The following is a 13,557-nucleotide window of genomic DNA, read 5'->3' on the forward strand; positions in this document are numbered from 1 at the left end:
GGAATTGCCATGGACGCCCCCCCACAGGCAACCAGCGATCCAAATGTGGAGGCTGATATCGTCGTTATCGGTGCCGGCATCATTGGCACAGCTTGCGCCCTGTCGTTAAGCCAACAAGGGTGGCGCGTCATGGTACTGGATAGTCAGCCACCCGGCATGGGTGCTTCTTATGGGAACGCCGGACATATGGCAACGGAACAGGTATTCCCCATTGCCGATGTCAGCATTGTGAAACGGCTGCCCAAAATGCTGCTTGACCCCATGGGCCCACTGCGACTGGATTGGCGTTATCTGCCTAAAGCGCTGCCTTGGTTCACTCGGCTACTCTGGAACCTGCGTCAAGCCCCCTATCAAGCTAGCGTAGCCGGTATTCGTGCGCTTAATGAGCAGAGTTTGGCTGCCTGGCAACGACTACTCGACAGCATCGATGGCAGGCAATTACTCAAAGAGGAGGGCTCTTTCCTGGTATACGAAAAACCCGACAATGCCGACGAGCTGGAGGCGCTGCGGGCACGTATGGCCGAGCAGCAAGTCGCGGTGGAACGCTGGTCAGGCAATGCCATTCGCGACGTTGCCCCTCAGTTGTCGGATAACATTCAAGGGGGCCTATTTTTCCCAGGCACCGCCCATGTCATCAATACCTGGCAAGTGGTTAACTCACTGGTTCAGGCCGCCAAAGCGAACGGCGTGCAATTCCGGCAGGTAACCGTGATGTCAGGGAGTGTGAGTGATCACTGCGTTAGCTTGCAGACGGATAGTTCAACTACCCTGACAGCCCCCAAAGTGCTGATCGCCTGCGGGGCTCACTCAGCTAAACTTACCACCGCGCTGACGGGCACCAGTATTCCGCTGGATACTGAGCGGGGCTACCATCTAATGCTTCCCCATGAGCGGGAACGGCTACCGGTAGCGATTACGTCATTGGAGCGCCGCTTTATCATGACACCAATGGAAGAGGGGTTACGCTTGGCAGGTACCGTTGAATTTGCGGGCCTTCAGAGGCCAGCCAATATGCAGCGTGCCTGGCAGCTACATAAACTCAGCCAAGGGTTATTTAGAAGTGAGCTGGATATTACTGACGCCAAACCCTGGATGGGCTTTCGCCCCTCCCTACCCGACTCTTTGCCGATTATTGACAGTGTCAAAGGCGGTAGAGTCTTGCTGGCCTTCGGGCACCACCACCTTGGCCTGACCCAAGCGGCACTGACAGCAGAAATCATCGCCGACCTAGCGACACAAGGAGAGCGTCACCCTAGCGCAGCCAATCATGCCGTGGCCGACTTATCACCTTATCGAATAAGCCGATTTACCTGATTGGAAAACGATCGCTGGTATTCCAAAAAGCGTCAGTGTTTATCTGCGTCTTCGCGACGTAAAAAATAAATTGCAAAATGCCAGGTTGGTATACAGTATCTCGTATATTTCTCTCACCTACGGATTTTCATCGTTGCCACTTACTATGTTTAACGCACCTAATCTTGGCATTACTCCCTCGGCATCTGAGGTGATCGTAAAGCACCTGCGCGAAGCCATTATTGCTGGCCAACTCGAAGAGGGTGAGCCAATACGCCAGGATGATATTGCCAATAAATTCAATGTCAGCAAAATTCCTGTACGGGAGGCTCTGAAGCGCTTGGAAGCGGAGGGTTTGGTGCTTTTCCAGCGTAACAAGGGCGCCGTTGTGACGAAGATCTCTGAACCCGAGCTGGCCCAGATGTTTGAAGTTCGTGTCCTGTTAGAGGTAGAAGCCATTCGTCTCGCCGTCCCTAATATGGGCCAAGCCACCTTCGACAATGCCGAGCGCATTTGCGACGAGTTCAATAATGAGGACAATGTGAGCCGCTGGGCCGCACTGAACTGGGAGCTCCATGCCTGTCTCTACGAGCCTGCGCAACGCCCCTTCATGATGAGCCTGATACGCTCTATCCATGACAAAGTGGAGCGCTACCTCCGATTACAGTTGAGCTTGTCCAAAGGCAAGGCACGCGCCGACAAAGAGCACCGCGCTATTATCGCCGCTTGCCGCAAAGGCGACGCCGACGAAGCAGCTGCGCTGGTTGAACGCCATATTATTGGTGTGTGTCGAACACTCTACGATCATCTACCTAACCGGCTTGCTGAGTAGCCATTGACTTTTCAGAAAGGATTTAGATCACTAAAACTTGCCCTCTTTATCCGTCGGGTAGCGGTGTTCGAATCGCTACCCAACGTCCCAGTATCTGTTGTTTGATTCTTGCGTGATCTGTTTCAACGCTGAGGCTCCAAAACGCTGATATAGCGCTTTTTGCCTGCACTCTTATTAACATTCCAGCTCGTACCGTCACTTAATTATTTTATTTAAATCAATTAAAACAAAAACTTAAATTTAAATTTCAATTAACACCCTCAAAACTTGCAAATCGTATCCGAAATAATAAATACTAAGTTTGCTGTCTCTAGCAGCCAAGCAAAGCCCACCTAGGAGGTCAAAAATGATAAACAAGACCGCTCCCTTAGCGCTTTCCGCTATCTTGAGTGTATCCGTCATCGGTCAGGCACAGGCTGACAAGCTCGATGAAATAATTAGCTCAGGCACCCTACGTTGTGCCGTCACCCTCGATTTTCCCCCCATGGGGTTTCGCGACGATAACAACCAACCTGTCGGTTTCGATGTCGACTACTGTAACGACTTGGCCGATGTCCTCGAAGTCGATGCTGAAATCGTTGAAACACCTTTCCCCGATCGTATTCCTGCGCTGGTTTCTGGCCGCGCCGACGTGATCGTCGCCTCCACCTCTGACACCCTGGGGCGTGCCAAAACCGTTGGCATGACCATCCCCTACTTCGCCTTCCAGATGGTCGTTCTGACCCGGGAAGACACTGGTATCGAGCAGTACGATGATCTGCAGGGTCGTCCTGTGGGCAATACCAGTGGCACTTACGAAGCAATGGCGCTGGAAGAAGATGTAGATGAGTGGGGTGACGGCAGTTTTCGCGCTTATCAAACTCAGAACGACACCATTCTGGCCGTCGCCCAAGGGCACATTGATGCGACCGTCGTTACTAACACCGTCGCCTCCTCGACTCTCGAATCCGGCAAATATGAGGGGCTGAAAATTGCTGGCGAAGCACCCTATGTTATTGATTACGTCTCCCTTGCAGCTAACCGCACCGAGTATGGCCTTCTGAATTACCTAAATTTATTCGTTAACCAGCAGGTGCGCACCGGACGTTATGCGGAACTCTACGACAAATGGGTAGGCGGTGAACCAGTCGATCTCACCGTACCTAACGTTTATTACTAATTGCTGAATAATAACAATGTATCGCGCGCCGCTCTGGTGGCGCGTTCTTCCCAACGAAAGAGATGACACTATGTCTGATGTTTCGCTCACCGGTCGTAGTCTGGTGCGTGGTTCAGCGCAGGGTGAATTACTGTATACCGACGTTGGCTTAAGCTTTTGGGGTGGTGTCGACCCGTTCAGCGGCGAGATAATTGACTGTCACCATCCGTTAAAGGGCCAGTACCTTGCCGGACGCATACTCGCCCTACCTAGTGGACGCGGCTCATGTACCGGCAGCAGCGTGCTGCTTGAGTTGCTTACCGGTCAAAACGCGCCCTCTGCCTTGATATTTGCCGAACAAGAAGAGATTTTGACCCTCGGTGTGATCATCGCCGAAACGCTATTTGAAGCCTCTATTCCGGTGCTGTTCGTCGGCCCCGAGGCATTTGCCACACTGCGGCTAGGACAATATGCATGTATTGAAAATGAAAAAATACACCTTTCCGATACGCCTCCCCAAGATCACTCAGCAGCAGAGGCTACCACCCGCTATTCTCAGCTATCCACCCTAGCCCCCTCCAGCCTAACGCTCAGCGATGATGACCAAGCGCTACTCGCAGGCCACTACGGTAAGGCTGCCCAGGAGGCTATGCGAATCGTACTGCGAGTGGCAGAGCTCCAAGGAGCCGAGCAACTGATTGACATCAGCCAAGCGCATATTGATGGCTGCATTTATACCGGCCCAGCCAGTTTGCGTTTCGCTGAGCAGTTAGTGGAATGGGGCGCCCAAGTGCGCGTTCCCACTACACTCAATTCTATATCGGTTGATCAGTGCCGCTGGCGGGCGCAGGGCATCGACCCCGCTTTCGGCGAGCCTGCCAGTGCATTAGGCAACGCCTATATGGCCATGGGCGCGCAGCTCAGTTACACCTGTGCACCCTATCTACTCGACAGCGCTCCCAAAGCTGGCGAGCAAATCGTGTGGGCCGAGTCTAACGCCGTTGTATACGCCAATAGTGTGCTGGCGGCCCGAACGCTGAAATATCCGGACTATCTGGATATTTGCATCGCGTTGACGGGGCGTGCGCCCTTTATAGGGGCACATAGAGATCAGGGGCGTTTTGCCACGTTGCGTATTGACGTTAAGCCTCTCGATTCCCTGGATGACGCTTTCTGGCCATTACTTGGGTATCACGTGGGGTTGCGTTGCGGCAGCGAGATTCCCGTACTTTGCGGCCTGGAGGACACAGCACCCAGTCGCGATGATCTCAAAGCATTCTGTGCAGCCTTCGCAACCACCTCCGCCGCGCCGATGTTCCATATTAGCCAGATTACTCCAGAAGCGATGCGTGAATCCCAGGCCCTTGGCGACCTCCCCCCTTCACGTCACCTAACCATCGAGCCCGCTGACCTACTCGCCAGTTGGTACGAGCTGAATCATGCTGAAGCATCCCAGGTAGACCTTATCTCTTTGGGCAACCCCCACTTCTCGTTGAGCGAATGTGAGGCGCTGGCAGCGCTCTGTTCAGGACGTCGCAAACATCCGGATGTCGCCATGGCGGTCACACTGGGGCGAGCGGTGTATGACGACGCCAGCGCGGCCGGATACATCACCACCCTGGAGCGCTTCGGAGCACAGCTTATCAACGATACCTGCTGGTGCATGCTGGGTGAACCCGTGGTACCACCAACGGCGCGCACACTGATGACCAATTCGGGCAAATATGCTCACTACGCCCCAGGGCTAGTGGGTCGCCAGGTGCACTTCGGCAATCTTGCCGAGTGCGTCGAGACCGCCTGCAGTGGAGAGGCCAGCGGTCGCCTACCCACTTGGCTGATGGCCGTTGCGACTCGTCAAGGAGCACACTAAGCCATGTTTGATTATACCTTCCAATGGCGAACTGCCTTTAGGGCCCTGCCGGATATGCTCGAGGGCGCTGTTGTCACCTTTGAGACCGCAGCGCTATCGATGATCTTCGGCATCTTAATCGCCCTGGCGCTATTGGCGATGCGGGAGGCTCCTAATCCCGCCACGCGAGCAGTGGCTGGCACTTGGGTCTCAATCGCCCGTAATACGCCTGCGCTGTTCCAGATCTATATCGTCTATTTCGGTCTTGGCGCTATCGGTATGCACGTCAGCTCCTGGGCAGCCCTGTTAGCGGGTATTACCTTTAATAACGCGGGCTATTTGGCTGAAAACTTTCGCGGCGGCCTTAAAGCGATACCCGATACCCAAGTTCGCGCAGCCCGCTCCTTGGGGATGAGTAGCTTCCAGGCCTATCGATTGGTGGTGGTACCGCAACTACTGCGCATCGTCTTTTACCCGATCACCAATCAGATGGTGTGGGCGGTATTAATGACATCGCTGGGCGTTATCGTTGGCCTGAATAACGATCTCACCGGCGTGACTCAGGATTACAACGTTAGAACATTCCGCACCTTTGAGTTATTTGCGCTGGCAGCGGTGCTCTATTACCTGATCGCCAAACTGATTGTAGTGATAGCCCGGCTGCTGGCTTGGCGGCTATTCCGCTATTGAGGGCCTGACTATGTTTTTAACTAACTTGTTTTCAACTAGCTTCACCTGGAACGACCTGCTGTTTCTGCTTCAAGGGGCCTGGGTCACTCTATTACTGACGTTTTGGTCGATGCTGCTCGGGACCGTTATGGGCGTCTCTTGCGGGCTACTACGTGCCCTGCTGCCCCGTGCAACCATCCCGCTGGGGTGGTTTCTGGATATCTTTCGCAGCGTGCCGCTGCTTATCCAGTTTGTGCTGTTCAACTCGCTCAAGAGCATTGTCGGTTTGGACTGGAGCGCCTTTACCGTTGGCTGTGTCGTACTTGGCGTCTATGTAGCCGCCTTCTGCACCGAGATTGTTCGCAGCGGCGTGCTGTCGGTGCCTCAGAATCTGCGTTTGGCCAGCCGTTCACTTGGCATGACCTACTGGCAAGATCTGCGCTACGTGGTGATGCCATTAGCAACGCGTGTTGCTTTTCCCGGCTGGCTGAATCTCTCCCTCTCAGCCATGAAAGACACCGCGTTAGTGATGTGGATCGGCATCATTGAATTACTCCGTGCCTCCCAGGCCATCGTCACACGCATTCAAGAGCCATTGCTGGTGCTGTGCATCGCAGGGTTCATCTATTACCTCATCAGCTTGGTGGTTTCCCGCCTAGGCGCCCAAGTGGAAAAAAGGTGGCAGCAGAATGATTGAGATCGAAAAAGTACACAAATCGTTTAAAGATCTGGAAGTGATCAAAGGCGTTGATCTAACGGTGGAAAAGGGCGAAGTGGTTTCCATTATTGGTGGATCCGGCTCGGGGAAGTCAACTTTGTTAATGTGTATCAACGGGCTGGAAAATATCCAGGGCGGATCGATCAGGGTTGACGGCACAGAGGTACATGCCAAGGGCACCGACATTAATAAGCTGCGGCAGAAGATTGGTATTGTTTTCCAGCAATGGAACGCCTTCCCGCACTTGAATGTGCTGGAGAATACTATGCTCGCGCCACGCAAAGTGCTGGGCAAGAGTCGAGCGGAAGCTGAAGAATTGGCAGTTAAGCAACTCACCCATGTGGGCCTTGCCGATAAACTCAAGGTATTTCCCGGTAAGCTCTCTGGTGGCCAGCAGCAGCGTATGGCAATTGCCCGCGCGCTGGCCATGTCACCGGACTATATGCTTTTCGATGAAGCCACCTCGGCACTTGACCCTCAGTTGGTAGGGGAAGTGCTGGATACCATGCGCCTATTGGCCGAAGACGGCATGACCATGATTCTGGTCACCCACGAGATCCCTTTCGCCCGTGACGTATCCGACCGCGTGGCCTTTTTCCGCGAAGGTCTCATTCATGAGATCGGCTCTCCCGATCAAGTGATCGATAACCCGCAGAAGCCGGAAACAGCCGCCTTTCTCAAGTCAGTGGTCTAGAGGTTTACATGCGTTCAAGCAAAGTCATCCATGTTGTCAGCTGTCATGCCGAGGGAGAAGTCGGAGACGTCATCGTAGGAGGCGTCGCACCCCCACCTGGCGATACGTTATGGGAGCAATCACGCTGGATTGCACACGATGAAACCCTGCGCAACTTCATGCTCAATGAGCCACGCGGGGGCGTATTTCGACACGTCAATCTACTGGTACCGTCAAAAGACCCTCGTGCCCAGATGGCGTGGATTATCATGGAACCCGCCGACACACCACCGATGTCCGGTTCTAATTCGCTCTGTGTCGCGACTGTGCTGCTCGATAGCGGCATTCTGCCTATGACGGAGCCTGCCACCCATTTGGTACTGGAAGCGCCAGGGGGGCTGATTGAGATTACCGCGCAGTGCCGAGACGGCAAGGCCGAGAAAGTTGAAGTGCGTAACGTACCGTCCTTTGCCGACAAAATTGACCGCTGGATCGAGGTTGAAGGGATAGGATCGCTGCAAGTCGATACCGCCTACGGGGGCGATAGTTTCGTCATCGCCGATGCCCAACAGCTGGGGTTTTCACTGCATGCTGATGAAGCAGCCGATCTAGTCACCGCCGGTCTTAAGATCACCCATTCTGCCAATGAACAGCTGGGGTTTACGCATCCATTGAATCCAGAATGGTCACATATATCTTTTTGCCAGATAGCCGCACCAGTCAGCCGTGAAAGCGGTGTAGCAACCGCCACAAATGCGGTGGTGATTCGTCCTGGTAAGATTGATCGTTCCCCTTGCGGCACAGGCTGTTCTGCACGCATGGCGGTGCTGCACGCAAAGGGCCTATTAAAAGCTGGGGAGACCTTTATCGGCCGATCTATTATCGGCTCCGAGTTTGAATGCCGAATCGTAAGCCAATGCGATATAGCGGGTCGTCCAGCAATTATTCCTAGTCTAGCCGGACGCGCCTGGATTACAGGGACTCACCAACATTTACTCGACCCTAGCGACCCATGGCCGGAGGGATATCGGCTTTCAGACACTTGGCCGACTGATTAAGCACAGACTGAAACATCCGAGAATTATTAGTCATTCACTCGCCCACTACCTGCGGCATCCGCAGACAGAGGGTACTCATTACAAGGGATGTGTTAGTTCGGGATAGCTCTTTCCAACTATATTTTACAGTGCCAATCACGCTGCATGATTCACCGTAGCGTCACCGTTCTGCCTTCAAAGCTTGAAGCAGTTTCGCAACGGCTATTTCCCCTTCCGGCTCGTCAAATGCCTGGACCAGCGAACCTTGAACGAAACTTAAAAAGCGATAGGCGGCGGGCGGCAATCTTCGTTCTCGCCGCACCACAAAGTGCCAGCGGCTTTGCAGTGGGAAACTCTGCAACGGCAACTCTTGAACGCCTTTGGGTGAATCCGCGATCACGTGTCGCGACAGCACCGCCAAACCCATCCCTGATGCCACCGCCAAGCGGATCGCCTCGTTACTGGCAATCTGCTGGGTTGAGCGCAACTCAATACCTTCACTATAAAGCCAAGCATCAAACGTATGCCGAGTCGCGGAACCCGGCTCTCGCAGCAGAAATCGCTCCTCTTTGAGCGCTTCTATCGTGACGCCGTCCACATCGGCCCAGCGACAATTCTCAGGACCTACGACGACCAGAGGATTGCTTAAAAAAGGCGCTGCCAACACGTCGTCGTCTGCGGGAGGATGACTAAACACATAAATATCGTCTTCATGACGCTCAAACCGATTGAGCATCTGCTGACGATTACCAACCTCCACTGTGATATCTACCTGTGGATTAGCCTGACTAAATGGCCCCAGAAGCCGAGTTAAAACATACTGCGCTGTATTCACCAAGCCAATACTAAAATGACCTCGTCCGCCGCTGTTGTATTCGTCAAGGTACTGGCTAAACACATCGGCCCGGCTGAGCAAGTCTTGGCTTAGCTGATAAAGCGCCTGACCGACCTCAGTGGGCACGATGCGTCCCTGTTCCTGGCGCACAATAGGCTCGCCGACGATTTCCCGCAGTCTTTTTAACTGCTGGGAAACGGTTGGCTGGGTCAGGTGGAGTCGATTTGCCGTGGCGGTAATAGAGCCTGTGCGTACGACGTCGGCATAAACTTGCAGCAAGCGAAATGTAAGCTGGCGTACTTTCATCACTAGCACCATAGATAATTATCTATAACAGTATAAATTCTATTTGTTTTAATCAATCTCTTTGAGTCGCTAAAGTAACCGCTTTAAAACCCATTAGGAGATTTTCCGTGCCGGATATTGTGGTGATGTTCTTTGTGTTGGGTGTGGTGGCCGGTGTGGTGCGCTCCGATCTCAGTATTCCCAAAGCCGCTTACGATATATTAAGCCTGCTGCTAATGCTGACCATTGGCCTTAAAGGCGGCATGGCCCTGCACGGCAGTTTAAATACTGCACTGCTTATTGAACTGGCCGGGGTCACCCTGCTGGGGATCATGATCCCTTTGGTTATCTTCCCGGTCGTTCGCTATCTGGTGCGGCTCTCCCTGGCGGATAGCGCTAGTCTCACAGCACACTACGGCTCGGTTAGCGCCGGGACCTTTGCGGTCGCTCTGGCTTATACAGAGGCACATAACCTGGTTACTGGTGGCCAAGTCACGCTTTATTTAGTGCTGCTTGAGCTGCCCGCTATCATGCTGGGGCTTATGCTCTACCGGCGGCTCAGCCGTAATGGCACCGCTGCCGCAACGTCGGGGCTGTGGCACGAGACGTTAACTAATCGCGGTGTCATTCTATTGGTAGGCGGGGTACTGATTGGCTGGCTTTACGGCCCTGATGCCGGTGAATCGGTTACCGGTCTGTATACCAACGCCTTCCACGGCATCCTGGCCATCTTCCTGTTGGAAATGGGTTTGGTCGCAGCGGAAACCCTGCGAAGCCTGCGTTGGGGGCACAGCCGCCTGATTATATTCGCGCTAGCGGCACCTATCGTGCTTTCCTGCTTTGGCCTACTAATGGCGTACTGGCTGGGGCTGCCCGCTGGTTCAGCGGTTATTTTGGCCAGCCTTACTGCCAGTGCCTCTTACATTGCCGCCCCCGTTGCCGTTCGGGCCGCCATTCCAGATGCCAACATTGGCCTTGCCATGCTGGCATCTTTAGGGCTCACCTTCCCCTTCAACGTCCTGATCGGCATCCCGCTCTATCATCAACTCTGGGCATGGCTGGCAGGTTGAGAGGGAATATCCAACGTAGCGCTGTGATGGCTAACCAGGGGGCCTGACAGCTTGCGCAGCGCCACGTAGAACACCGGCGTGAGGAACAGGCCAAACAGGGTGACACCGATCATGCCGGCAAACACTGCGGTACCCAGTGCCGCCCTAACCTCGGCACCTGCGCCGGTGGCAATAACCGAAGGCAACACCGCCGCCGTGAAGGCAATCGAGGTCATGATAATGGGCCTTAGCCGCAACCGGCAGGCTTCCAGGGCCGCTTCCACCACGCCCTTACCCTGCAGTTCCAGCTCACGGGCAAACTCCACAATCAGGATAGCGTTCTTGCACGCCAGGCCAATCAGCACTACCAGCCCCACCTGAACAAAGACATTGTTATCACCCCCGCCAAACCAGACACCGATCAGCGCCGCCAGCATCGACATGGGCACGATCAGAATCACCGCCAGCGGGAGCGTCCAGCTCTCATAAAGCGCCGCCAGCACCAGGAATACCAGCAGAATCGACAGCGGAAAAACCAACAGCGCGGCGTTACCCTGAGTAGACTGCTGGTAGCTCAGGTCGGTCCACTCCAGCGCCATGCCCGGGGGCAGCACCTCTTCCGCCAGCGCGTTAATGGCGTCCATTGCCTGCGCGGAAGAGAGCACGCGGGGGTCGAACTCGCCGGCCAAATCCGCCGCCGGATAGCCGTTGTAGCGCAACACAGGGTCCGGGCCGAAGGTTTGCCTGATATCCACCATCGTACCAATCGGCACCATTTCCCCCTGATCATTACGGGTACGCAGCCGAGCAATATCTTCAATGCTGCTCCGGTAAGGGGCGTCCGCCTGGGCGATTACCTGCCAGGTTCGGCCAAATCGATTGAAGTCATTCACATAGGTCGAGCCAAGATACGTTTGTAGAGTGTCAAACAGCTCAGTCAGAGGCACGCCTTGTGCTTTGGCTCTCAGCCGGTCCACTTCGGCATCCAACTGGGGCACGTTAGACTGATAGCTGCTGATCGGAAAGCCCATACCCGGTGTTTGCGCAATCGCGCCCTGGAGTTGGTTAAGCGCCTCCTGCAATGCTCCATAGCCAAGGTTGCCGCGATCCTCAATAAACAGTTGAAAGCCTGAACCATTGCCCAGCCCGAGAATCGGGGGCGGCATAAAGGAGAACGCAAATCCCTCTTTCAAACCGCTAATGCCCTGATTGATGCGGGCGTTTATCTCTGCAGCGCTCAGGCTACGCTCACCAAAAGCGCTGAGGGTGAGAAAGGACAACCCAGTATTGGAAGTGTTGGTGAACTGCAGCGCATTCAAGCCAGGAAAGGCAATGGCATGCTCCACACCTTCGGTCTCCATGGCAATGTCCACCACATCCTGGAGCATCTGATCGGTTCTCTCCAGAGAGGCTCCTTCCGGCAGGATGACGCCTGCAATCAAGTAAAGCTTGTCCTGCACCGGAATAAAGCCAGGCGGCACCGCCTTGAACATTACGCCGGTGCCCAGCAGCAACAGCGCGTAGACCACAAACACCGCGCCACGATGCTTTAGGGAGCGGGCCACGCCGCCCTGGTACTTGTTGGAACTGGCGTTAAAGAAACGGTTAAAGGGACGAAAAATCCAGCCGAACAGCTTATCGATTATGCGGGTGAGACGATCTTTAGGCGCGTTATGCGGCTTGAGCAGCATCGCCGCCAGCGCAGGTGACAGGGTCAGCGAGTTAATGGTGGAAATGACGGTTGAGATAGCAATCGTTACCGCGAACTGCCGATAGAATTGACCGGTGACCCCAGAAAGGAAAGCCATCGGGATAAACACCGCACACAGCACCAGCCCCACGGCAATGATAGGGCCGGAGACTTCTCGCATAGCCTGATGAGCGGCTGCTTGCGGCTTTAGGCCTTCCTCAATGTTCCGCTCCACGTTTTCCACCACCACGATAGCGTCGTCCACCACGATACCGATGGCGAGCACCAGACCAAACAGGGTCAGCGTGTTGATGGAGTAACCCAACAGGTAGAGCGCGCCAAAGGTGCCGATCACCGAGACCGGTACCGCCAGCAACGGAATAATAGATGCACGCCAGGTCTGCAGGAACAGCGTGACGACCAGCACCACCAGCAGCACGGCTTCCAGCAGGGTGGCGATCACTGACTTGATGGAGTCATTCACGAAGATGGTGGTGTCATAGACCGCTTCATACTCAACGCCTTCCGGGAACTGCTCGGAAAGCTCATCCATGGTGGCGATCACCTGCTCGCGAATCTCTAGCGCATTGGCACCCGGTGCCTGGAAGATCCCCACACCCACCGCGCTATTGCTATCCAGCTGTGAGCGCAGCGTATAGTCCCCGGCGCCCATTTCCAGCCGCGCCACATCGGAAAGCCTGAGGATTTCGCCGCTGTCGCCACGCTTTAGTACGATGTCGCCAAACTCCTCCACCGTTTCCAGCCGCCCACGGGCATTGATCAACGTTAGGAAGTCACTCTCCTCAATGGGTTCGGCGCCTAACTGCCCGGCGGAGACCTGCACGTTCTGTTCACGCATGGCCCCCACTACATCGCTGGCTGTTAGGCCGCGGGCGGCTATGCGGTCGGGATCAAGCCACGCACGCATGGCGTAATCCCCGCCTCCGAATATTTGCGCATCACCGATCCCTTCGAGCCGGGCCAGGCGGTCACGGACATTCAGCCGCACATAGTTGCGCAGGTAGAGGGTGTCGTATTCACCGCTGGGCGAGGTCAAATGAACGACCATCAGAAACGTCGGCGACTGCTTCTGGGTAGTAACACCTTGTCGACGCACGGCTTCCGGCAGCCGAGCCTCGGCCTGGCTAACGCGGTTCTGCACCCGGACAGCGGCCTGCTCAGCATCGGTGCCGGGGCGGAAGGTGACGGTCATCTGCAGCACGCCGTCAGAGCCCGCCACGGACTTGAGGTACATCATGTCCTCGACGCCATTGATGGATTCTTCCAACGGCGTAGCGACTGTTTCGGCGATCTCCTTCGGGTTGGCGCCAGGGTAAACCGTACGCACCACCACAGAGGGCGGCACCACGTCCGGGTATTCGCTAATCGGCAGGTTGGGAATGGAGATCAGCCCCACCGCTAGAATAATAATCGACAACACCGCCGCAAAGATCGGTCGGTCCACGAAGAAACGGGAGAAGTTCATGGC

General features: G+C 55.0%; 11 protein-coding genes. 9 read left to right on the top strand and 2 right to left on the bottom strand.

Translation table 11 applies throughout. From position 1 onward, the window contains the following. Window positions 1-9 precede the first annotated feature (9 nt). The 8 genes from ACUVOF_RS01280 (at window position 10) to ACUVOF_RS01315 (ending at window position 8,230) form a co-directional block, all read left to right on the top strand. Window positions 10-1,314, top strand: a complete 1,305-nt coding sequence (locus ACUVOF_RS01280; RefSeq protein WP_447042636.1) for an NAD(P)/FAD-dependent oxidoreductase — start codon at window positions 10-12, stop codon at window positions 1,312-1,314. A 133-nt stretch (window positions 1,315-1,447) separates the two neighbouring features. After that, window positions 1,448-2,125, top strand: coding sequence for a GntR family transcriptional regulator (locus ACUVOF_RS01285; protein ID WP_447042637.1), 678 nt, complete (start codon window positions 1,448-1,450; stop codon window positions 2,123-2,125). Between the two features lie 346 nt (window positions 2,126-2,471). After that, a complete protein-coding gene (locus ACUVOF_RS01290) occupies window positions 2,472-3,284 on the top strand; it encodes an ABC transporter substrate-binding protein (RefSeq protein WP_447042638.1) in 813 nt (270 codons plus the stop codon). Window positions 3,285-3,354: 70 nt separating this feature from the next. Continuing rightward, complete coding sequence (lhpI, locus tag ACUVOF_RS01295) at window positions 3,355-5,133, top strand: cis-3-hydroxy-L-proline dehydratase (RefSeq protein ID WP_447042639.1); 1,779 nt, start codon at window positions 3,355-3,357, stop codon at window positions 5,131-5,133. A 3-nt stretch (window positions 5,134-5,136) separates the two neighbouring features. Further along, the gene (locus ACUVOF_RS01300) at window positions 5,137-5,802 is read left to right on the top strand and encodes an amino acid ABC transporter permease (protein ID WP_133729941.1); all 666 of its coding nucleotides are present in this window, start codon (window positions 5,137-5,139) and stop codon (window positions 5,800-5,802) included. 10 nt (window positions 5,803-5,812) lie between these two features. After that, window positions 5,813-6,478 (top strand): amino acid ABC transporter permease, encoded by a 666-nt coding sequence (locus tag ACUVOF_RS01305; RefSeq protein WP_447042640.1) that lies wholly within the window; start codon window positions 5,813-5,815, stop codon window positions 6,476-6,478. Further along, on the top strand, window positions 6,471-7,193 hold the full coding sequence (locus tag ACUVOF_RS01310; protein WP_447042641.1) for an amino acid ABC transporter ATP-binding protein: 723 nt from the start codon (window positions 6,471-6,473) through the stop codon (window positions 7,191-7,193). Before ACUVOF_RS01305 ends, ACUVOF_RS01310 begins: the two co-directional genes overlap by 8 nt. 8 nt (window positions 7,194-7,201) lie before the next feature. After that, window positions 7,202-8,230, top strand: a complete 1,029-nt coding sequence (locus ACUVOF_RS01315; RefSeq protein ID WP_447042642.1) for a trans-3-hydroxy-L-proline dehydratase — start codon at window positions 7,202-7,204, stop codon at window positions 8,228-8,230. A gap of 160 nt (window positions 8,231-8,390) precedes the next feature. Here the strand turns inward: ACUVOF_RS01315 and ACUVOF_RS01320 are convergent, their stop codons facing one another. Next, window positions 8,391-9,350, bottom strand: a complete 960-nt coding sequence (locus ACUVOF_RS01320; RefSeq protein WP_447042643.1) for a LysR family transcriptional regulator — start codon at window positions 9,348-9,350, stop codon at window positions 8,391-8,393. Window positions 9,351-9,457: 107 nt separating this feature from the next. On the opposite strand from ACUVOF_RS01320, the gene ACUVOF_RS01325 reads away from it, so the two are divergent. Next, complete coding sequence (locus ACUVOF_RS01325) at window positions 9,458-10,399, top strand: sodium-dependent bicarbonate transport family permease (protein WP_447042644.1); 942 nt, start codon at window positions 9,458-9,460, stop codon at window positions 10,397-10,399. Here ACUVOF_RS01325 and ACUVOF_RS01330 read toward each other — a convergent pair. Further along, the gene (locus tag ACUVOF_RS01330) at window positions 10,372-13,554 is read right to left on the bottom strand and encodes an efflux RND transporter permease subunit (protein ID WP_447042645.1); all 3,183 of its coding nucleotides are present in this window, start codon (window positions 13,552-13,554) and stop codon (window positions 10,372-10,374) included. The two genes, ACUVOF_RS01325 and ACUVOF_RS01330, sit on opposite strands and share 28 nt — an antisense overlap. Between the last annotated feature and the right edge of the window lie 3 nt (window positions 13,555-13,557).

It is taken from the genome of Vreelandella sp. H-I2 (assembly GCF_052959335.1).